Origin of the sequence: Micromonospora chalcea (genome assembly GCF_002926165.1) — a bacterium.
In the GTDB taxonomy this organism is placed as follows: Bacteria; Actinomycetota; Actinomycetes; order Mycobacteriales; family Micromonosporaceae; genus Micromonospora; species Micromonospora chalcea.
The window spans coordinates 22,299-41,528 of the sequence record NZ_MAGP01000094.1; the positions used below are offsets into that span (position 1 = coordinate 22,299).

Below are 19,230 nucleotides of genomic sequence, written 5' to 3' on the forward strand. Positions count from 1 at the left end.
ATCCCTTAAGGAATCCTTAAGCTCCGTGGGCTCCACCTGATCACCCCCACGGGAGGACCCTCCACATGCTCAGCAACTCCAGCCGGCGTCTGCTCGCCGGGTTGGGCGTCGCAGGCGCGTTCGTCGCCGCCTCCGCCACACCCGGCTTCGCGGCTGACCCCAAGGTCAAGCTCGGCGTCTACTTCAGCGACACGACGATCGCCGCCGACTCGGACGGCAAGATCGACTACAGCATCATCCGCAGTTCGACCTCGGTCGTGCTGCACGACCTCACCGTCCGCTACGACCTCACCGGCCTCGCCGGCAAGGTGACCGTCGGCGAGGAGGAGAACACCGGTACGGACTGCACCTCGCCGTCGGCGAACGTGCTCGTGTGCACGACGCCCTGGGAGGTGGAGCTCGACGAGTGGGGTCTGTCCGGCGTCTTCCCGGTGCAGATCAAGCCCACCGGCAAGGCCCAGGACGGCGACACCGGCACGCTCAAGGTGACGCTGTCGGCGAACGGCGTCGACAGCGTCTCGCACGAGGCCAAGGTGCGCGTCGGTGAGGGCGTCGACCTGGCCGCCGGCCCGGAGACCACGGTGTCGGCCGCTCCGGGCAAGGGCTTCACCGCGCCGCTGAAGGTGACGAACGTCGGCGAGACCACCGCCAAGGGCGCCGCCGTCGTCTTCTACAACGACTACGGCATGAACGCCGCCAAGCACTACAGCAACTGCACGTACGTCGGTGACGAGCTGCGCACCTGCCGGTTCGACGAGGAGCTCCCCGGCGGCAGCACGTTCGGCGCGACGCTGCCGTACGCGCTCGGCGCGGACACCATGGCGCCCGGCAACCGGTACGGCGAGATCATCTGGATGACGCCGGACGAGTTCGAGGACTTCGAGAACTACCTCGGCAACTACGACGTGACCATCGGCAAGCCGGGCACCGACGGCAAGCTGACGCTGGCCGAGGCCGCCGGCCGCGCCGCCGCGCGGGGTTTCCAGGCCGACCCGCGGCCGGAGAACAACGCCTCGTACCTGCAGGTGAAGGTCACCGGCAACAACAGCACCGACCTGGAGGCGCTCGGCGCGTCGGTCACCGGCAAGGCGGGCGCGACCGTCAAGGCGACGGTGGGGCTGCGCAACAACGGCCCGGCCACGCTCGACTACAGCCGCTCCGGCAGCTCGGTCACGTACCTGACCTTCGACGTGCCGAAGGGCACCACCACGACCGCCGTGCCGGAGAACTGCTTCCCGGTGAAGGGCGACGAGTGGGGTGAGCCGGGCAAGCCGGGCGCGCGTCACTACCGCTGCTACTTCGACTCGTTCCTGAAGGCCGGGGACACCGTGAAGCTGGACTTCGGCCTGAAGATCGACAAGGTGATCCCCAACGACACCGGCCTCGTGAAGATCAACGTGCCGTGCGAGTGCGACGGCGGCTTCTACCGTGACCTGAAGCCGGCCAACGACACCGCCAAGGTCGTCGTCAACGCGGCGCCGGGTGGCGGCGACGGTGGCCAGGACGGCGGTGACGGCGGCACGCTGCCGATCACCGGTTCCTCCACCGGCCTGATCGCCGGCCTCGGCGCGCTGCTGCTCGCCGCCGGCGCGGTCGGCTACGTGCTGACCCGCCGCCGCAAGACCCGCTTCGTAGCCTGACGAGAAGCACAAAGGTGCCCCGCCGACCACAGGTCGGCGGGGCACCACCACATAGAAAGCAAAGACACCCAGCAGCACGGATGAGACAAGCCGGACCAGGTCGGGTTTCCGGGGGAGCCCGACCCGCGCAGGGATCAAGCCTGACCGCCCGGAGCGGGTCGGGCTCCCCCGGAAACCCCCACGACCCGGAGCCCCGGAAACCCCCACGACAAAAACCAGAAAACAACGAGATCATCGACAAGTGCTACTGACCCTGACCACGACCCACCGCCCCGCGACCGACCTCGGCCACCTCCTGGTGAAGCATCCGGACCGCGTGCAGACCTTCGATCTGCCCGCCGGCGCCGCGCATGTGTTCTACCCGGAGGCGGACGAGGCGCGCTGCACGGCGGCGCTGCTGGTCGAGGTCGATCCGCTCAAGCTGGGCGGGGGCCGGAAGAACCGCGCGCCGGAGGGCTTCGCGCTCGGGCAGTACGTCAACGACCGCCCGTACGCCGCCTCCAGCCTGCTCTCGTCGGCGCTGTCGAAGGTGTTCCGCTCCGCGCTGCGGGGCGAGTCGCGTGACCGTCCCGAACTGGCCGCGACCGCGATCCCGCTGACCGTACGGGTGCCGGTGCTGCGCTGCCGGGGTGGCGCGGAGCTGGCGGTACGGATCTTCGCCCCGCTGGGCTGGACCGTTACTGCCACCCCGATCCCGCTCGACGAGACGTACCCGGAGTGGGGTGACAGCCGCTACGTCGACCTGACGCTGACCGGCACGCTGCGGCTCGCGGACGCGCTCAACCACCTGTACGTGCTGCTGCCGGTGCTCGACGACGCGAAGCACTACTGGGTGGCGCCGGACGAGGTGGACAAGCTGCTGCGCGCGGGCGCCGGCTGGCTGGCCGGTCATCCGGAGCGGGCCCTGATCACGCGGCGCTACCTGGCGCACCGCCGGGCGCTCGCGGGCGTGGCGATGGCCCGCCTGACCGAGCTGCGCCTGGCCGACGAGCCGCCCGCCGACGACAGCATCGACCCCGCGCCCGGAGAAGCCCCGGTGGCAGGGGACGTCCGTCGCGCCTCGCTGGCGGTACGGCGGCGCGAGGCGGTGCTCGCCGCGCTGCGGGACAGCGGTGCGAGCCGGGTGCTGGATCTGGGCTGCGGTGGCGGCGCGCTGCTGACCGCGCTCGTCGCCGACCGGCGCTTCACCGAGGTGGTGGGCGTCGACGTGTCCGACCGGTCGCTCGGCCTGGCGGCCCGGCGGCTGCGCCTGGACCGGCTGCCGGAGCGGCAGCGGGACCGGATCCGGCTGTGGCAGTCGGCGCTGACCTACCGCGACGACCGGCTCCGGGGGTACGACGCGGCGGTGCTGATGGAGGTCGTGGAGCACCTCGATCCGCCGCGCCTGCCCGCGCTGGAGGACGCGGTGTTCGGTCACGCCCGGCCGGGCACGGTCGTGGTGACCACCCCGAACGTGGAGTACAACGTCCGCTACGAGGGGCTCGGGCCGGGCCGGTTCCGACACGCGGACCACAGGTTCGAGTGGACCCGGGCCGAGTTCGCGGCCTGGGTGGATCAGGTGGCGGCGGCGCACGGCTACACGACTGTCGTCGGCGGTGTCGGCGACGACGACCCGGAGGTGGGCGCGCCGACCCAGATGGCGGTGCTCACCCGCGCCGACCGCAACGAGAACACCAGCGACGACCGGAAGGAGGCGACGAACCGATGACCGTCCTGGACATCCCCGAGCTGGCACTGGTGGCGCTCGTCGGCGTCTCCGGCTCCGGCAAGTCCACGTTCGCACGGCGGCACTTCGCGCCCAGCCAGGTGCTCTCCTCGGACACGTTCCGCGGCCTGGTCGCCGACGACGAGAACGACCAGTCCGCGTCCGCCGACGCGTTCGACGCGCTGCACCACGTCGCCGCCATCCGGCTGCGGCGCGGCCTGCTGACAGTGGTCGACGCGACGAACCTCCAGCCGCACGCCCGCGCCGGGCTGATCCGGGTCGCCCGGGAGCACGACGTGCTGCCGGTGGCGATCGTGCTGGACGTGCCGGAGGCGGTGGCCTGGGAGCGTACCGAGGCGCGCGCCGACCGCACGTTCGGCCGGCAGGTGCTCAACCGGATGCGCCGCGACCTGCGGCAGTCGTACGGGCGGCTGGCCCGCGAGGGCTTCCGCAAGGTGCACGTGCTGCGCGGCGTGGAGGAGATCGACGCCGCGGAGATCCGCTACGAGAAGCTGTTCAACGACCGGCGCGAGCTGACCGGCCCGTTCGACGTGATCGGGGACGTGCACGGCTGCCGTAGCGAGCTGGAGGCGCTGCTGTCCCGGCTCGGCTACGTGCTGCGACGCGACGACGCGGGCCGCCCGGTGGACGCGGAGCACCCGTCGGGGCGTACCGCGGTGTTCGTCGGTGACCTGGTGGACCGCGGCCCGGACTCCCCCGGCGTGCTCCGCCTGGTGATGGGCATGGTGGCGGCCGGCCACGCGATCTGCGTGCCGGGCAACCACGAGCAGAAGCTGCAGCGCAAGCTGCGCGGCCGGGACGTCCGGCTGACCCACGGCCTGGCCGAGACGATGGAGCAGCTCGCCGCGGAGCCGCCGGAGTTCGTCGCCGAGGTGGAGACGTTCATCGACGGCCTGGTGAGCCACTTCGTGCTCGACGGCGGCCGGCTGGTGGTGGCGCACGCCGGGCTGAAGGAGGCGTACCACGGGCGGGCGTCCGGCCGGGTGCGGTCGTTCGCGCTCTACGGCGAGACCACCGGCGAGACCGACGAGTACGGCCTGCCGGTGCGCTACCCGTGGGCGCGCGACTACCGGGGCTCGGCGATGGTCGTGTACGGGCACACGCCGACTCCCGAGCCGGAGTGGGTGAACAACACCATCTGCCTGGACACCGGTTGCGTGTTCGGCGGAAAGCTGACCGCGCTGCGCTACCCGGAGAAGGAGCTGGTCGCCGTACCGGCGGTGAAGGAGTGGTACGCCCCGGCCCGGCCGCTGGTCCCGGTCGCGCCCGTGCGGCCGGACACCGTGCTGGACCTGGCCGACGTGACCGGGCGACGCCACGTCACCCACCCGTACGGGTCGCTCACAGTGCCGGCCGAGAACGCCGCCGCCGCGCTGGAGGTGATGAGCCGCTTCGCTGTCGACCCGGGCCGGCTGGTGTGGCTGCCGCCGACCATGGCGCCCTGCTCGACGTCGACTGTCGAGGGGTTCCTGGAGCACCCGGCCGAGGCGTTCGCCGACTACCGGGCGGCCGGTGTCGACCGGGTGGTCTGCGAGGAGAAGCACATGGGCTCGCGGGCGGTGGTGCTCGTGGAGCGGGAGCCGGGCCGGTTCGGCGGTGGGGTGGTGCACACCCGTACCGGCAGGCCGTTCTTCGGCCCGCCGCTCGACGGCGAGCTGCTGGCCCGGGTGCGCGCCGCGGTCACCACCGCCGGTCTCTGGGCCGAGCTGGGCACCGACTGGCTGCTGCTCGACGCCGAGCTGCTGCCCTGGTCGGCGAAGGCGAGCGGGCTGATCCGCGAGCAGTACGCCGGGGTGGGCGCGGCCGGGCGGGCGGCGCTGCCGCCGGTGCTCGCCGCGCTGGACTCGGCCGCCGCGCGCGGGCTGCCGGTGGACGGGCTGCGTGACCGGATGGCCGAGCGGGCCGCCGAGGTGACCGCCTACTCGGCGGCCTACCGGGCGTACGTCCGGCCGACCGACGGGCTGCGCGGGGTGACGCTGGCGCCGTTCGCGGTGCTGGCCGGGGCCGGGGTGAGCTACGCCGACCGCGACCACGGCTGGCACCTGGCGCTGTCCGACCGGCTCTGCGCCGCCGACCCGGAGTTCTTCACCCCGACCCGGCGGCGGGTGGTGGACCTGTCCGACGAGTCGGCGGTGGCGGACGCGACGCAGTGGTGGCTGGCGCTCACCGCGGCCGGCGGCGAGGGCATGGTGGTGAAGCCGTACGCGGGCCTGGCCGCCCGTGGTCCGAAGGGCCCGCTGCTCCAGCCGGGGATCAAGTGCCGGGGCCGCGAGTACCTGCGGATCATCTACGGTCCCGGCTACACCGAGCCGGGTCAGCTCGCCGCGTTGCGCCGGCGCTCGCTGGGCCGCAAGCGCGGGCTCGCGCTGCGCGAGCACGGCCTGGGCCTGGCCGCGCTGGACGCGCTGTCCGAGGACGCGCCGCTCTGGCGCCGCCACGAGCTGGTGTTCGCGATCCTCGCCTGCGAGTCCGAGCCCGTCGATCCCCGCCTCTGACGAGGACGCCCGGTCCGGCCGAAATGCCGGACCGGGCCGGGGTACCCTGTGTGGCCGTGGACACAGCAGAGAAGACACGGATGTTCTCCGAGAGCGTGGCGCTGAACCCGCTCGATCCGAAGGACCTCATCCACACCTTCGGCATGATCGGCGTCTGGGTCATTCTCTTCGCCGAGACCGGGCTGCTGGTCGGCTTCTTCTTCCCGGGCGACTCGCTGTTGTTCCTGGCCGGGGTGGCCGCCTCCCCGGTGGCCGACGCCATCTTCGGCGACGGCACCCGCCTGTCCCTGGCCGGGCTGATGATCGGCGGGCCGCTCTGCGCCATCGTCGGCGCGCAGCTCGGGCACTGGCTCGGCGCCCGGTACGGCCGCCGCATGTTCGACAAGCCCAACTCCCGCCTGTTCAAGCGGGAGTACGTGGAGAAGGCCGAGTACTACTTCCAGAAGTTCGGGCCGGCGAAGGCGGTGGTGCTGGCCCGGTTCATCCCGATCGTGCGGACGTTCCTCAACCCGGTGGCCGGCGTGCTCGGCATGTCGGCCCGCCAGTTCTTCGTGTGGAACGTGGTGGGCGCGGTCCTCTGGGTGGACGGCATCCTGCTGATCGGCTACCTGCTGGCCCGGCAGATCTACGACGCCATCGGCGACAAGATCGACAGGTACATCCTGCCGGTGGTCGCGCTGATCATCGTGATCTCGGTGCTGCCGATCTTCTTCGAGTTCCTGCGGGACCGGCGTGCGCGCAAGCGCGGCGAGGCGGTCGCGGTGATCACCGCGGCGACCGTGGCCGGCACCGTGGAGGCGGCTCGCGAGGGCATCGAGGAGCACCGGCCGGGCCACGGAGACGGCGGGCAGCACCGCCGCTGAGCACGGTTCAGACACCGAAGGCCGGCCCTCGGGCGAGGACCGGCCTTCGGCATGACTGATCGAACCGGGTCACACGAACGGCCGCAGCCGTCATCGTGCGCTGATGGCGCCACCCCTCGCACGCCACCGGGCACCCGGCCGGGACGACCCTCTACGGGCCGGCCCGAAAGGTTTCAGCGAGCCTTCTTGGTGGCCCGCTTCCGCGGCGGGGTGAGCAGATCCGCGATCGTGGCGATCGCGGACGGCACCAGCCGGTAGTACGCCCAGACCCCGCGCTTCTCCCGCTCCAGCAAGCCGGCCTCGGTGAGGATTCGCAGGTGGTGGCTGACCGTCGGCTGCGAGAGGCCGAGCGGCGCGGTGAGGTCACACACGCACGCCTCCCCCTCGGGAGCCGACTGGATCAGGCTGAGCAGCCGCAGCCGTGCGGGGTCCGCGAGGGCCTTGAGGACCCCCGCAAGCCGCTCGGCGTCGGCGCGTTCGATCGGCTCGCCGGCAAGCGGCGAGATCTGAGGCATGGTCATTTCAGCCAACGCAGTTCCCACGTATTCCATCCTTCCACCAGCAGCATCGATCCGCCTGCATATCAGCAGATCCGAATCGGCAGACTTTTACGCCACAAGGCCGAGGTCAGCCAACGTATAGGCCGCCCGATAGGGCAATCCGGCGGCTCGCACCGCGTCGCCGGCGCCTCGATCAACAATAACCGCCACACCCACCACTTCGGCCCCCGCCTCGCGTAATGCCTCGACCGCCGTCAAAACACTTCCGCCAGTGGTGGAGGTGTCCTCGACCGCCAGGACCCGGCGACCGGCCACGTCCGGACCTTCGATCCGGCGCTGGAGGCCGTGCGCCTTGCCCTCCTTACGGACCACGAACGCGTCCACCGCGCCGTCGGTGCCGGCCGAGGCGTGCAACATGGCGGCGGCCACCGGATCGGCGCCCAGGGTCAGCCCACCAACCGCGTCGTACGCCCAGTCGGCGGTCAGATCGAGCATGACCCGACCGATCAACGGAGCCGCTTCGTGATGGAGCGTGACCCGGCGCAGATCCACGTACCAGTCCGCCTCGCGGCCCGACGAGAGCACCACCCGGCCGTGGACCACAGCCAGGTCACTGATGAATTTGCGCAGGTCGTCGCGGTCGCCCATGGCCCAAGAGAGTACTTCGCAAGTCTGAGAGCCGTGCTCGGGGTCCGCCCTGGTCAACCCAGTGGGCGACCGATGGGTGGCGATGAGCGGCTACGCTGCGCGACCGTCCATCGAGGTCGGCCGCCGACCGGCCCCGCCGCCGCTCAGCCGCGTCGCCGGTCGACCGCGCCCCGGGTGTCCCGGCGGAAGCCCCGCAGCAGGCGCTTCGGGGCGTACCGCAGCCCGGCGACCGCCACCTTGTACTTCCAGTCCGGGACACTCACGAACTTGCCTTTATGCAGGTCACGGAGCCCTTCGGCGACCACATCGTCGGCACGCAGCCAGGCCCAGGCGGGCAGGCGCGACATGTCGATGCCGACCCGCTCGTGGATGCCGGTGCGGGTGTAGCCGGGGCAGAGCGCCATCACCCGTACGCCGAGCGGCGCGACGGACTGGCCGATCGACTCGCTGAAATTCGTCACCCACGCCTTGCTGGCCGAGTACGTGGATCCCGGCATGGGGACACCGAAGCCCGCAACGGAAGAGACATTTATCACTGCCCCTTGCCCTCGTTCGATCATCGGGCCGAGCGCGGCGTGGGTCAGACGCAGCACCGCGAGCACGTTGAGCCGTACCAGCCGCGCCTCGTCGGCCACCGGCGAGCGGACGAACGAGGTGTTCAGGCTGATCCCCGCGTTGTTCACCAGCAGGTCGACCGGTGGGCCGTCGGCCAGCCGGCGCTCGACCGTCGCACAACCGTCCTCGGTGGACAGATCGGCCGCGATCGTCTCCGCGTCGCCGCCGTGCAGGCCGGTCAGCTCGGTCGCGAGCGCGTCGAGCCGGGTGGCGTCCCGGGCCACCAGGACGAGGTCCCAGCCGTCGGCGGCGAGCCGCCGGGCGAACGCCTCGCCGATGCCGAGGCTGGCGCCGGTGACCAGGGCACGGCGCCGGGAGGGGTGGGTGTCACCGGTCATGGGCGGTCCTCGGGAGGCGGCGGTGCGGCCCACGGCGACGCGGGCGGGGCGGACGGCTGTTGCAGGCCGGGCGGCGGTCCCCAGGGCGTCGGCCCGGAGACGGGCGCGCCGGACACGGTGGCGCCGTACCCGGACGGCCGCGCCGGTCCGGTGCCGCTGCGCAGGAACGCGCCGGCCGACGGCAACGTGAGCAGCGCGGCGACCACCAGATAGCCGAGGATCTGCGCCACCGACACCACCGCGTTCACCGGGATCCACCACCCCGGGTAGGCGTCCCCGACCAGCCCGAGCAGGTCGGCGGTGATCCGGTCCTCGGGGCCGAGTTGCAACGGGGCGGCCCGCTGGCCGACCAGCAACGCCAGCCCGCAACAGCCGCAGAGCAGGCCGGTGCCGGCGACGACCCAGGTTCCCACGCGGGCCCCGGACCGGCCGGCGAGCAGGCCGAGCGCCAGCCCGACCAGCAGCAGCGCGGCCAGCACGCCGAGCACGGCGGCGAGGTAGGTCGAGGCGCGCAGCAGCCCGGCCACCTGGTCGATGTCGCCGCCGCTCGCGCCGGTCTCGTCCGCCGCGGCGGCCCGGAACCGGTCCACCGTGCCGCCGGTGACGGCGAGGTTCGCCACCGCGTACGCCACGGCGCCGACCGCCATCGCCAGCAGCACCGCCACCGCGGCGAGGACGGCGCCCGGCCGGCGGGGGGCGGCCCAATCGGGGTACGACACGACTGATCCCTCCGGTAGGCGTCGGATGCAACCTACTCGGAGGGATCGTCGGCGTCGCCTCAATCCGGACGTCAACTTCCGGGTGGCGGCTCCGGGTCGCGGCGCTCGCCCGGCTGACCGCCCGGCCCGGCCGGCGGCTGACCGGCCGACGGCGGCGGACCGCCCGGCGTGGACGGCGGCGGGGTGCCGGGAGCCGGCGGGTACGCCGGGTCACCGGTCGGGCCCGGGTACGACGGGTACGACGGGTCACCCGCGTGCCCCGGGGCCGCCGGGTACGCGCCGCCCGGTACCGGCGGCTCCCAGCCGGCCTTGGGCTTGCGGAAGAACTCGTTCGCCTTCGGCAGCGCCAGCAGGATCAGCGCGGCCAGCAGGGCGAGCAGCGCCACCAGGCCCAGCAGCAGGTTGACCGGGGTGTACCAGGACGGCAGAGCGTCGTCGAGCCGGCGTTGGATCTCGTCCGGGCTGGGCATGTCACCCGTGGCGGTGCCGCCGGTCATGCCACCGGTGAGGCCGGTGAGCAGCCCGCCGCCGGTGCAGCAGAGCAGGATGCCGCCCAGCACCCAGGTGGTGATCCGGGAGGCGTTCTTGCCCCTGTTGTTCAGCAGCGCGAGCACGACGAGCCCGGCCGCGATCAGCAGCGAAACGATCGCCGTGACGATGCTGAACACGTACGCGATGTCGGCGGCCCCCTCGGCCGAGGAGCCCGCGTACGCGTCGGTGAGGACGTCGCGGACGGTGCCCGCGACGGTCAGCGCCACGATCAGGTTCACCACCTGGATCGCGGCGACGAGAATGAGCAGCCAGCTGGAAAGCGTCACCACACTGGGACGCGCGCGGGGCGCGGTGCCCGGAGCATCGGCCATGATTCTCCCTTTCCTGGATCAGGTGACCACCGTAGCGATCTCGCACCAGGTCAGCATGTCGGAACGGCTCACCGGTCCGCGGCGCGGCGCAGCCGGCGGTGCTCGGCGGTGACCACACCGAGCAGCGCCAGGTCGAGCGCGACCGCGGAGACCGCGCCGAACTGGTTGACGGTGAAGTTGAAGACCTGCCCGAACAGCAGGTCGACCAGGAGCGCCAGCTTGAACAGCCGGAACGCCTCGGCCCGGTCGCGGCGCAGCAGCCAGGCGGCCCACAGGCCGAGCACGGCCGTGATCAGCGCGCTGGCGCTGACACCGAGGATCGCACCCCACTCCCGTTCCTCGCCCAGGTGCCCGGTCACGCCGTCGAGGAACACGGCCAGCACGGTGAGCACCGGCTCCACCACCAGATAGACCACCACCGGCCAGATGAGCCAGCGGCGTCCGGCCGCCCAGACGGCGAGACGCCGGGCCCGGTCCGCCGCTCGCTGCCAGAACCGCACCGGCGGCGGCTCCCGGCGGGGTACGGCGTCCAGCAGTTGCGCCACCGCCGTCTCGGTGGCCGGTCCGGTGCCCTGCACGAGACGCAGCACGGCGATCCGACGCCTGTCGGTCAATCCGCCGGGCAGGCCGCTGAGCACCACGTCCAGCGCGTTGGCGGTGCGTTCGGCGGGGGTGAGCCGGGATCGGCCGGTGCGCCCGCGTACCGCCTGGGTGAGCAGGACCAGCAGCGCGAACGCGACGTAGATGATGGCGGCGGCGGGGGCGTAGAAGTAGTCGGTGCCGGTGGTGACGAACTTGCCCACCTCGTCGATGAACAGGCCGAACCCGATGCCGCCGATCACCGCTCCGCCGCTGCGGGCGCCGCCGCCGAGGAAGACCAGCGGGATGCCCAGACCCACGGCGAGCAGCAGGCCGCCCCAGAGCACGTGCGCGATGTGCAGCCCGCCGCCGCCGAGCTGTGGATAGTCGGCGGCCTTCAGGTACGCGCGTACGGCCAGCACGGTGACCACGCCGGAGAGCACGAACGCCTGGAGGTAGGACGCAGCCTGGATCGCCCGGGTCGGCAGCCGGCGGACCAGCCAGCCGATCCCCGGCCGGTAGCGCGGCGATTCGGGTGGCATGCCCCGAAACCTAGTAGCCGCGCCACTCCTCGCGGGCGTAGTCCAGCACCCTCGGTCGCAACAACGTGTTGGCCGGTATGTCCAGCCGGGCCCGGTCGGCGGGGAACGTGGCGGCTGCGGCCACCACCTCCGGGGTGAGGAAACGCAGCGGCGGCCTGTCGTCCGGCAGCGCCAGTTCCGGCGCCACGTCACCCGGCGCGGCGAGCACGAATCCCCAGTCGCCGAAGCTCGGCACGTCGACGTGGTACGGCACGGTGGCGAAGCCGGCCTCGCGGATCGACCGCTCGATCGACCAGTACGACCGGGGTGCGAAGTAGGGCGACCCGGACTGCACGACGAGCCGCCCGCCGGGGGCCAGCACCGGCCGGATCAGCGTGTAGAACTCGATCGTGTAGAGCTTCGCGGTGGCCGTCTCGTCCGGGTCGGGCAGGTCGGCGATCACCACGTCGAAGCGGTCTGTGGCGGTACGCAGCCACGCGAACGCGTCAAGGTTGAGCACCCGTAGCCGGGGGTCGGTGAGCGAGCCGCCGTTCAGCTCGCGCAGTTGCGGCTCGCGGCGGGCCAGCTCGACCACTGCTGGGTCGAGGTCGACGAGCGTCACCGAACGCACGTCCGGGTACTTGAGGATCTCCCGCGCGGCCAGCCCGTCCCCGGCGCCGAGCACCAGCACGTCGCCGTGCGCCCCGCGCATCGCCGGGTGCACGAGCGCCTCGTGGTAGCGGTACTCGTCGATCGAGCTGAACTGCAGGTCGCCGTTGAGGAACAGCCGCAGGTCGGTGTCGGAGCGGCCGGGCTCGGGCACCGAGCGGGTCAGCACGATCTCCTGGTAGCGGCTGCGCTCGGCGTGCACCACCGGGTCGCGGTAGAGCTGCTGGCGGGTGGTGACCTCGAAGTCGTGGGCGGTCACCCAGGCGTACCCGAGGAGCAGGCCGACCACGGCGGTGGCCACGCCCAGCGCGGCCCGCGCCCGGCGGCTGAGGTCGGCGCGGAACACGGTGAAGACGAGCGCGACCCCGGCGACCGCGTTCACCGCGCCCACCACGAGCGCGCCCTTGAGCTGGCCGAAGACCGGGATCAGCAGGAACGGGAAGGCCAGCCCGCCGAGCAGCGCGCCCACGTAGTCGGCGGCGAACAGGTCGGCCACCGCGCTGCCCGCGGACTGCTCCCGGATGCGTTGCAGCATCACCATGAGCAGCGGAATCTCCGCGCCGATCAGCAGGCCGAGCACGAACGCGGTGCCGACGAGCGCCGGGCCGTACAGGTCGAGCCAGGCGAACGCGGCGTAGAGGCCGAGCACGGAGAGGCCGCCGAGCAGCGCCAGCGTCAGCTCGATCACCGCGAACGAGACCACCGCCCGGGACTGCAACGGCTTCGCCACCAGCGCGCCGACGCCCATCGCGAAGACCATCACGCCGAGCACGATCGACGCCTGACCGACCGTGTCGCCGATCAGGTAGCTGCCGAGCGCGACCAGCGCCAGCTCGTACACCAGGCCGCAGGCCGCGCAGACGAAGACCGCGAGCAGGACCGCCGCGCGGGCCAGGCGCCACCGCGGCCGTGCGGCCACGTCGGCGGTCACCGTCTGCTCCGGGTACGTCCGGCGGCTCCCGCCCCGGCGCGCTGCGCGGGCACCCGTCCCCGGTGGCGGCGGCGCTGCCGCACGCCCACGGCGATGAGCAGCGCGGCGAGCAGGAACAGTCCGACCGAGCTGAGGAGGTAGGCCCAGCGGTCCCGCCAGAAGTCGTTGCCGGCGTCCGGCAGCGGCGCGGCAGCGGTGGACGGCGCGGCGGTGGGCGTCGCGGCCGGCTCGGCGAGCCCGCGTTCGGCGGCGAGCAGCGGCAGGATCGTGGCGGCCCGGGTGACGGCCCAGCCCGGGTCGTCGAGGAACGCGTCCTCGTCCAGCCCGAAGCGACCCAGCCGGGTCTCGATCGCGGCGAGGTCGGCGAACTCGATGTCGTCCGACCCCTTGATCCGGATCGTGGCGGAGTCCTCCGACTCGCTGCTGGACGAGGTGTACCTGACGTTCGCGGAGACCGCGATCCAGCGCGCGCAGCCGGGCGCGTCGACGACTGTGGTGCCGTCGCCGAGGTTGGAGCCGACGCTCACCTCGTCGTACACGTCGAGCAGTTCCCAGCCGTAGCAGATGCCTTGGCTGTCGGCGGCGGCCCGGAGGATCGGCACGGTGCCGGAGCGTTCGTCGGCGGCCGGCGCGGGGACGGAGGTGTCCGAGTCGCCGCTGAACGCGCCGACGGCGCAGACGACGACCACGACCCCCACGACCACGGACCAGATCACCGTCTGGGTGCGTTTGTCCTTCCCCGCCGAATGCTGTGCGGGCTTTCCGCTCATCAGATGATTGCGGCTGCGATGATCGCGCCGGTGGCGAGGTGCACGGTGGCCGAGACCCACACCGCCGGGTGCGGCTCCGGATCGACCAGCAGCTCACCGAGCTTGCCCGGAGTGGCGGCGTCGAGCAGCATGAACGCCACCGCCATGATCACCAGGCCGAGGATGCCGTACGCGCCCGCGCCGATCAGCCCCAGCCGGAAGTCGTTGTCGCTGGCCACGATCGCGGCCACCACGATGGTGCCCACCCCGACCAGGTTCGACGAGAGCAACAGCGCCGCGTTGCGGTTGCGCTCGACCCAGATCAGCTCGTGAAGCTTGCCCGGGGTGGCCACGTCGACCAGGACGTAACCGATGGCCATCAGTACGACGCCGACCACGCCGTACGCGAGGGTGACCAGCAGATCGGTGACGAGATGCTGCACAGAAGACTCCAGGGTGAGGGGGCGAAGGGGGCTACTTACCGGAACCGGGGCCGCCGCCCCGGACCGTGCTGCCTCGGCCCCAGCCCCAGCTGTTGCCGACGACGGTGTGGTAGCGGGGGTAGGCGGTGGTCATCTTCTCCAGCAGGATCACCGAGCCGACGGCGAGCGGGAGGATCACCACCGAGTCGTCGTCGTAGCGCAGGTAGACCCCGCTGCCGTCGACGTACTGGTCGGCCGGCTTCCAGGCGTCGGTGATCTGCTTGGACACCTCGCTCGGCGTCTTCCGGGAGGTGTACGCGATCGCGTTCGAGCCGATGTCCCGCCCGGAGGCGCGGGAGAAGTTGTCCTCCACGTAGCCCCGGGGCGAGAAGTTGCCGTAGAAGATCGTGAAGGTGGCGATGAGCGCGCCGATGACGGCGACCGCCACGCCCACCACGAACCACCGTCGGTACGTCACAGCTCCTCCACCACGGTCTCGGTCAGGACCAGCTCGTTCGTCTGGGGGTAGACGTGCCAGGTACGCCAGGCGAGCGCGCCGTCCGGCGGCCGGGGCCGGACGGAGAGCGCGGTGACCGCGTCCTCGTCGCCGGGGAAGACCCCGATCAGCGCGTACGGGTCCTCGGCCAGCTCGGAGCGCAGCGCCGCGACCCGGGTACGCAGGCCGTCGCCCTCCGGCCGGAGCACGGTGGCCATGAACCGGTAGCCGGTCGTCTCGTCGTGCAGCGCGTCCGGCAGGTGCGGCGGGCGGCCGGGCAGGCAGGCGACCGTCTCCGTGAGTCCGCCGAGCACCACCTGGTGGGAGGCGCCAAGCAGGCGCAGCCGAAGCCGGGGCAGGCCGGGCAGGTCGATGTCGCGTACGGCGAGCGCCGGCAGCTCCGGGCCGCCCAGGGCCAGGCTCAGATCGGCGGCGCTGGTGTCGACGTAGGGCGTGTCCAGGGAGACGAGCACGTCAGCGCACCGTCTCCGGGCCGCCCTGCGGGTAGATCATCACCTCGGCGCGGCGCAGCTCCTCACCGAGGTTGACCTCCCAGCCGGCCTCCCCGTACGCCTCGAACGACAGCCGCGCGCCGCCGGGCGCCTGGTAGTCGTAGTAGCGCATGGTGCCGTGCGGATCGAGGCCGGTGCCCTCGGTCGCGGTGTACCGGGCCTGGCCCGACTCGTCCCAGTTGTAGCGGCGGCCGGCGATCTCCAGCGTCGGGGCGCCCGGCGTGACGGTGGCTGACGGCTCGCTGGTCCAGAGCACCAGCTCCAGGTCCGGGTCGGACTCGACGGAGAGCCAGCGCTTCACCCCGCCCGCGTCGTCGAGCAGGTGCTCCGCCCAGCTCCAGCCACCCTCGACCAGGTGCACCGAGCCGCGCACGGTGTACGGCACCGAGCGGATCTCGACGATGTCGCCGGGCTTGAGCGCGCGCGGGTCGCCGCGCAGCGCGTCCGCGTCCCGGTCCCGGAACGGGTCGCCCGGTGCCGCCTTCGTCTTCGGGCCGGACTCCGACCGGGACTTCCGTACCGCGATCACGGCGATCACCACACCGGCCACCCCGACGAGGCACCCCAGCGTGGTCACCACGTACGCCAACGAACCGTTCACGACCGCCTCCCCCAACCTGCTAGGCGGGAACGGTAACAACCGCATGCACGCCTTCTGAAGTCCCGTTCGCTGAGTGTGCGCTCAGCTACCTTCGGCATCGGCGAGCCGGTCGGCGGCGTATTCGCCCAGCGTGGCACGGCCCATGAGGCAGCCGGAGAACGTGGTGAACTCGCCGTCGTCGTCGCGCAGCCGGGTCCACGCCGCCCGCCCGGCGGCCGGGTCGACCGCCTCCAGCAACGTGGCCGCGTATGCCCGGCCGGCCGGGGAACCCTTGCGGAGCAGCTTGTCGACCCGCTTGCGGGCCGCCTCCGGGTGCTCCCGCAACCCCTGTTCCAGCCGTCGGTACGCCTCGGTCGCGGGCAGCACCTGCCCCGCCAGTCCCACCCCGCCGAAGGCAAGGGTGTCCGCGCCGTCGAGTTCCCGCACGGCCGCGTCCAGTTCCCGCTCCCACGCACTCATGCCCCACTATGTGCCCACGGCACCACCCCCTCACCCCTCCGCCCCCGACCCTCCCCGTTGATCAAGGAGTTTGTGTCCCCGCCGGCGCCTCCAGAGGACGCAAACTCCTTGATCACCAGGCGAGGGGTGGGGGCGGGGACGGCGAAGGCCCGGCCGGAGGCCGGGCCTTCGCAGGAGCGGGTCAGGCGGCGGTGACCGCCAGGGACTCCTTCGTGTCGGACAGGTCGACGCGGACCGTGTCGCCGTCGCGGATGTCGCCGGCCAGCAGCGCCTTCGCGAGCTGGTCGCCGATCGCCGACTGCACCAGCCGGCGCAGCGGGCGGGCACCGTAGATCGGGTCGTACCCGTGCTCGGCCAGCCAGGTCCGGGCCGCTTCGGTGATCTCCAGGCCCAACCGGCGGTCCGCCAGTCGGCGGCGCATCCGGTCGAGCTGAATGTCCACGATCGACCGCAGGTCCTCGCCCTGGAGCGCGGCGAACACCACGATGTCGTCGAGCCGGTTGAGGAACTCCGGCTTGAAGTGCGACCGGACCACCGCGAGCACACCTTCCCGGCGCTCGTTCTCGGTGAGCGTCAGGTCGCTGATCACCGACGAGCCCAGGTTCGAGGTGAGGATCAGGATCGCGTTGCGGAAGTCCACGGTACGGCCCTGACCGTCGGTGAGCCGGCCGTCGTCGAGCACCTGCAGCAGTACGTCGAAGACGTCCGGGTGGGCCTTCTCCACCTCGTCGAGCAGGATCACCGAGTACGGCCTGCGGCGTACCGCCTCGGTGAGCTGGCCGCCCTCCTCGTACCCGACGTATCCGGGCGGGGCACCGACCAGGCGGGCCACTGAGTGCTTCTCGCCGTACTCGCTCATGTCGATGCGGACCATGGCCCGCTCGTCGTCGAAGAGGAACTCGGCGAGCGCCTTTGCCAGCTCGGTCTTGCCGACACCGGTCGGGCCGAGGAACAGGAAGCTGCCGGTCGGGCGGTCCGGGTCGGCGACGCCGGCCCGGGCGCGGCGTACCGCGTCGGAGACCGCGCCCACCGCCTCGGCCTGGCCGACGACGCGGGCCCGCAGCGACTCCTCCATCCGGAGCAGCTTGGCGGTCTCGCCTTCGAGCAGCCGGCCGGCGGGGATGCCGGTCCAGGAGGCGACCACCGCGGCGATGTCGTCCGCGCCGACCTCCTCCTTGAGCATCGCGCCGTCGGCCTGGAGCCGGGCCAGTTCCTCCTCGGCCTGCTTCAGCTCGGTCCGCAGCGCGGGGATCCGGCCGTACCGCAGCTCGGCGGCGCGTTCCAGCTCGCCGTCGCGCTCGGCCCGCTCGGCCTCGCCGCCGAGGCGCTCCAGCTCCTCCTTGGCGGTGGAGAGCTTGGTGATGTGGCTCTTCTCGGTCTGCCAGCGTTCGGACAGCGCGGTGAGCTGCTCGCGCTTGTCGGCCAGTTCCTTGCGCAGCCGCTCCAGGCGCTCGGCGGACGCGGCGTCCGGCTCCTTTGCAAGCGCCATCTCCTCGATCTCCAGGCGGCGTACCGCCCGCTCGATCTCGTCCACCTCGACCGGGCGCGAGTCGATCTCCATGCGCAGCCGGGACGCGGACTCGTCCACCAGGTCGATTGCCTTGTCCGGCAGGAACCGGTCGGTGATGTAGCGGTCGGAGAGCGCGGCGGCGGCGACCAGCGCGGCGTCGGTGATGCGTACGCCGTGGTGCACCTCGTAGCGCTCCTTGAGCCCGCGCAGGATGCCGATGGTGTCCTCGATGGTCGGCTCGCCGACCAGCACCGGCTGGAAGCGGCGCTCCAGCGCGGGGTCCTTCTCGATGTGCTCCCGGTACTCGTCGAGCGTGGTCGCGCCGACCATCCGCAGCTCACCGCGCGCCAGCATCGGCTTGAGCATGTTGCCGGCGTCCATCGAGCCCTCGCCCTTGCCGGCGCCGACCACGGTGTGCAGCTCGTCGAGGAACGTGATGACCTGGCCGTCGGAGTTCTTGATCTCCTCCAGCACGGACTTCAGCCGCTCCTCGAACTGGCCGCGGTACGACGCGCCGGCGACCATCGCGCCGAGGTCGAGCGAGACCAGCTTCTTGTCCCGCAGCGACTCCGGCACGTCGCCGGCCACGATCCGCTGGGCCAGGCCCTCCACGATCGCGGTCTTGCCGACGCCCGGCTCGCCGATCAGCACCGGGTTGTTCTTGGTACGCCGGGACAGCACCTGGATCACCCGGCGGATCTCCGAGTCCCGGCCGATCACCGGGTCGATCTTGCCGTCGCGGGCGCTGGCGGTGAGGTCCACGCCGTACTTGGCCAGGGCCTGGTAGGTCTGCTCCGGGTCGGCGGTGGTGACCCGCCGGTCCCCGCCCCGGACGGTCGGGAACGCGGCGACCAGGTTCTCCTCGGTGGCGCCCGAGTTCTTCAGCGCGACCGAGACCGCGCCGCCGACCCGGGCCAGCCCGGCCAGCAGGTGCTCGGTGGAGGTGTACTCGTCGCCCAGCGGCCGCGCCATCTGCTCGGCGGCGCCGATGGCGTTGACGAACTCGCGGGCCAGCGTCGGCTCGGCGATGCTCGACCCACGCGCGGCGGGCAGCGCGTCGACCGAACGCTGGGCGACTCGGCGCAGCTCGGCCGGGTCGGCCCCGACGGCGCGCAGCAGGCCCGCGGCGGTCGAGCCCTCGGTGTCCAGCAGTGACAGCAGCAGGTGCCAGGGCTCCACGGTGGCGTGACCGCGCTGGTTCGCCAGCGCGACGGCACCGGTGATGGCCTCGCGGCTCTTGGTGGTGAGACGTTCCGTGTTCATGGGCTCCCCCGGATCGGCGTGTCCACTGGACATGACACAACCAGAGTTGAGTCTATTCCGCTCAACTCCACCCCTGTGACCTGAGTCACTCTCCGCCGATTCAGCCGGAGA

Annotated in this window: 18 protein-coding genes; 4 read left to right on the top strand and 14 right to left on the bottom strand. The window is 72.3% G+C overall.

Annotated elements, in window-relative coordinates; all coding sequences use genetic code 11:
* The first annotated feature begins 65 nt into the window (after positions 1–65).
* The 4 genes from BAW75_RS09970 to BAW75_RS09985 all read left to right on the top strand — a co-directional run bounded on the left by BAW75_RS09970 (position 66) and on the right by BAW75_RS09985 (position 6,724).
* Positions 66–1,640, top strand: a complete 1,575-nt coding sequence (locus BAW75_RS09970) for an LPXTG cell wall anchor domain-containing protein (RefSeq protein ID WP_104113380.1) — start codon at positions 66–68, stop codon at positions 1,638–1,640.
* A 241-nt stretch (positions 1,641–1,881) separates the two neighbouring features.
* Positions 1,882–3,348 carry a 3' terminal RNA ribose 2'-O-methyltransferase Hen1 gene (locus tag BAW75_RS09975; protein WP_104113381.1) on the top strand — a complete coding sequence of 489 codons (1,467 nt, stop codon included), beginning with the start codon at positions 1,882–1,884 and terminating at the stop codon, positions 3,346–3,348.
* Positions 3,345–5,861 carry a polynucleotide kinase-phosphatase gene (locus tag BAW75_RS09980; protein WP_104113382.1) on the top strand — a complete coding sequence of 839 codons (2,517 nt, stop codon included), beginning with the start codon at positions 3,345–3,347 and terminating at the stop codon, positions 5,859–5,861. The genes BAW75_RS09975 and BAW75_RS09980 overlap by 4 nt, the downstream gene beginning before the upstream one ends.
* A gap of 23 nt (positions 5,862–5,884) precedes the next feature.
* Positions 5,885–6,724 carry a DedA family protein gene (locus BAW75_RS09985; protein WP_104113383.1) on the top strand — a complete coding sequence of 280 codons (840 nt, stop codon included), beginning with the start codon at positions 5,885–5,887 and terminating at the stop codon, positions 6,722–6,724.
* A gap of 173 nt (positions 6,725–6,897) precedes the next feature.
* On the opposite strand, the gene BAW75_RS09990 is transcribed toward BAW75_RS09985, so the two are convergent.
* The 14 genes from BAW75_RS09990 to clpB form a co-directional block, all read right to left on the bottom strand.
* Positions 6,898–7,275: an ArsR/SmtB family transcription factor gene (locus tag BAW75_RS09990; RefSeq protein ID WP_007454255.1), complete on the bottom strand. Its 378-nt coding sequence runs from the start codon at positions 7,273–7,275 to the stop codon at positions 6,898–6,900.
* Between the two features lie 57 nt (positions 7,276–7,332).
* Entirely contained in the window at positions 7,333–7,872 is a 540-nt protein-coding gene (gene pyrE / locus BAW75_RS09995; RefSeq protein ID WP_043327566.1) for an orotate phosphoribosyltransferase, read from the bottom strand.
* Positions 7,873–8,015: 143 nt separating this feature from the next.
* A complete protein-coding gene (locus BAW75_RS10000; protein WP_104113384.1) occupies positions 8,016–8,825 on the bottom strand; it encodes an SDR family NAD(P)-dependent oxidoreductase in 810 nt (269 codons plus the stop codon).
* Entirely contained in the window at positions 8,822–9,544 is a 723-nt protein-coding gene (locus BAW75_RS10005; protein WP_104113385.1) for a hypothetical protein, read from the bottom strand. The genes BAW75_RS10000 and BAW75_RS10005 overlap by 4 nt, the downstream gene beginning before the upstream one ends.
* Positions 9,545–9,615: 71 nt before the next feature.
* On the bottom strand, positions 9,616–10,407 hold the full coding sequence (locus tag BAW75_RS10010; protein WP_104113386.1) for a hypothetical protein: 792 nt from the start codon (positions 10,405–10,407) through the stop codon (positions 9,616–9,618).
* A gap of 68 nt (positions 10,408–10,475) precedes the next feature.
* Positions 10,476–11,474, bottom strand: coding sequence for a hypothetical protein (locus BAW75_RS10015; RefSeq protein WP_043330768.1), 999 nt, complete (start codon positions 11,472–11,474; stop codon positions 10,476–10,478).
* Between the two features lie 64 nt (positions 11,475–11,538).
* Complete coding sequence (locus tag BAW75_RS10020; protein ID WP_104113387.1) at positions 11,539–13,107, bottom strand: polyamine aminopropyltransferase; 1,569 nt, start codon at positions 13,105–13,107, stop codon at positions 11,539–11,541.
* A complete protein-coding gene (locus tag BAW75_RS10025) occupies positions 13,104–13,877 on the bottom strand; it encodes a hypothetical protein (protein WP_104113388.1) in 774 nt (257 codons plus the stop codon). Before BAW75_RS10025 ends, BAW75_RS10020 begins: the two co-directional genes overlap by 4 nt.
* The gene (locus tag BAW75_RS10030; RefSeq protein ID WP_043327571.1) at positions 13,877–14,299 is read right to left on the bottom strand and encodes a DUF350 domain-containing protein; all 423 of its coding nucleotides are present in this window, start codon (positions 14,297–14,299) and stop codon (positions 13,877–13,879) included. Before BAW75_RS10030 ends, BAW75_RS10025 begins: the two co-directional genes overlap by 1 nt.
* 31 nt (positions 14,300–14,330) lie before the next feature.
* Complete coding sequence (locus BAW75_RS10035) at positions 14,331–14,756, bottom strand: DUF4247 domain-containing protein (protein WP_043327572.1); 426 nt, start codon at positions 14,754–14,756, stop codon at positions 14,331–14,333.
* Positions 14,753–15,247, bottom strand: a complete 495-nt coding sequence (locus tag BAW75_RS10040; protein ID WP_104113389.1) for a DUF2617 family protein — start codon at positions 15,245–15,247, stop codon at positions 14,753–14,755. Before BAW75_RS10040 ends, BAW75_RS10035 begins: the two co-directional genes overlap by 4 nt.
* 1 nt (position 15,248) lies before the next feature.
* Positions 15,249–15,887: a DUF4178 domain-containing protein gene (locus BAW75_RS10045; RefSeq protein ID WP_064447959.1), complete on the bottom strand. Its 639-nt coding sequence runs from the start codon at positions 15,885–15,887 to the stop codon at positions 15,249–15,251.
* An 81-nt stretch (positions 15,888–15,968) separates the two neighbouring features.
* Positions 15,969–16,346: a hypothetical protein gene (locus BAW75_RS10050; protein ID WP_104113390.1), complete on the bottom strand. Its 378-nt coding sequence runs from the start codon at positions 16,344–16,346 to the stop codon at positions 15,969–15,971.
* 181 nt (positions 16,347–16,527) lie between these two features.
* Positions 16,528–19,119: an ATP-dependent chaperone ClpB gene (gene clpB / locus BAW75_RS10055; protein WP_104113391.1), complete on the bottom strand. Its 2,592-nt coding sequence runs from the start codon at positions 19,117–19,119 to the stop codon at positions 16,528–16,530.
* Between the last annotated feature and the right edge of the window lie 111 nt (positions 19,120–19,230).

Excerpts from the sequence above, each read along its gene's own strand:
- BAW75_RS09985 (WP_104113383.1), top strand. The coding sequence starts at position 5,885 with ATGCCGGACCGGGCCGGGGTACCCTGTGTGGCCGTGGACACAGCAGAG.
- BAW75_RS09980 (WP_104113382.1), top strand. The coding sequence starts at position 3,345 with ATGACCGTCCTGGACATCCCCGAGCTGGCACTGGTGGCGCTCGTCGGC.
- BAW75_RS10000 (WP_104113384.1), bottom strand. The coding sequence starts at position 8,825 with ATGACCGGTGACACCCACCCCTCCCGGCGCCGTGCCCTGGTCACCGGC.
- BAW75_RS10050 (WP_104113390.1), bottom strand. The coding sequence starts at position 16,346 with ATGAGTGCGTGGGAGCGGGAACTGGACGCGGCCGTGCGGGAACTCGAC.
- pyrE (WP_043327566.1), bottom strand. The coding sequence starts at position 7,872 with ATGGGCGACCGCGACGACCTGCGCAAATTCATCAGTGACCTGGCTGTG.
- clpB (WP_104113391.1), bottom strand. The coding sequence starts at position 19,119 with ATGAACACGGAACGTCTCACCACCAAGAGCCGCGAGGCCATCACCGGT.
- BAW75_RS09970 (WP_104113380.1), top strand. The coding sequence starts at position 66 with ATGCTCAGCAACTCCAGCCGGCGTCTGCTCGCCGGGTTGGGCGTCGCA.
- BAW75_RS09990 (WP_007454255.1), bottom strand. The coding sequence starts at position 7,275 with ATGGAATACGTGGGAACTGCGTTGGCTGAAATGACCATGCCTCAGATC.
- BAW75_RS10010 (WP_104113386.1), bottom strand. The coding sequence starts at position 10,407 with ATGGCCGATGCTCCGGGCACCGCGCCCCGCGCGCGTCCCAGTGTGGTG.
- BAW75_RS10025 (WP_104113388.1), bottom strand. The coding sequence starts at position 13,877 with ATGAGCGGAAAGCCCGCACAGCATTCGGCGGGGAAGGACAAACGCACC.